This is a genomic window from Oleiphilus sp. HI0067 (assembly GCF_001635735.1).
In genome coordinates this window covers 1-519 of sequence record NZ_LWFI01001477.1, presented here as the reverse complement: position 1 = coordinate 519, position 519 = coordinate 1, and the positions used below count along the sequence as shown (strand labels likewise).

The window sequence follows — 519 nt, the reverse complement described above, 5'->3', positions numbered from 1 at the left end:
CTATCAGTGCTGGATCGTAACGTACAAACACGCCAGCCCAATCACTTACGTTTAGATTATAACGATCACATTCAACTGACCTTCCGAGACCAACTCGGTGCGCTACGCCGCGTGATTATTCCAGCGCAAGGTGAAGGTGACCTTGCAAGTTATTTTACCAACCTCGAATGGAAGTACGGTATTGATGCCAAACACCCTGTTTCAGGTGAATACATTCCAAGCCACAAAACCGGTATTCAAGGCTATTGGCGCGAGACCTATTGGGGCTATAACCTTGAATTGCGCATCAACAAAAATGACTTAGATGGCCAAGATGCACGATTACATTTAGCCGTCGTAGACATTGACGACAATCCTGCTTTTGGACCTAGCGCCATTGTCGCGAGTTTACCCAAACAGATGGAGGACAAACTCAATCCTTTAGGCCTTCATGCAAGAGAATTACAACGTGTAATCGACCAGCTGCAGACCACTTATTCGCGACTATGGATTTACGACAAGCAAGGGCGCGAATGGGCC

At 47.0% G+C, this 519-nt stretch carries 1 protein-coding gene; it reads left to right on the top strand.

What is annotated here, in order from left to right; all coding sequences use genetic code 11:
* On the top strand, positions 1–519 hold a 519-nt coding region (locus A3739_RS30340), incomplete at both ends, for a hypothetical protein (protein WP_197472536.1).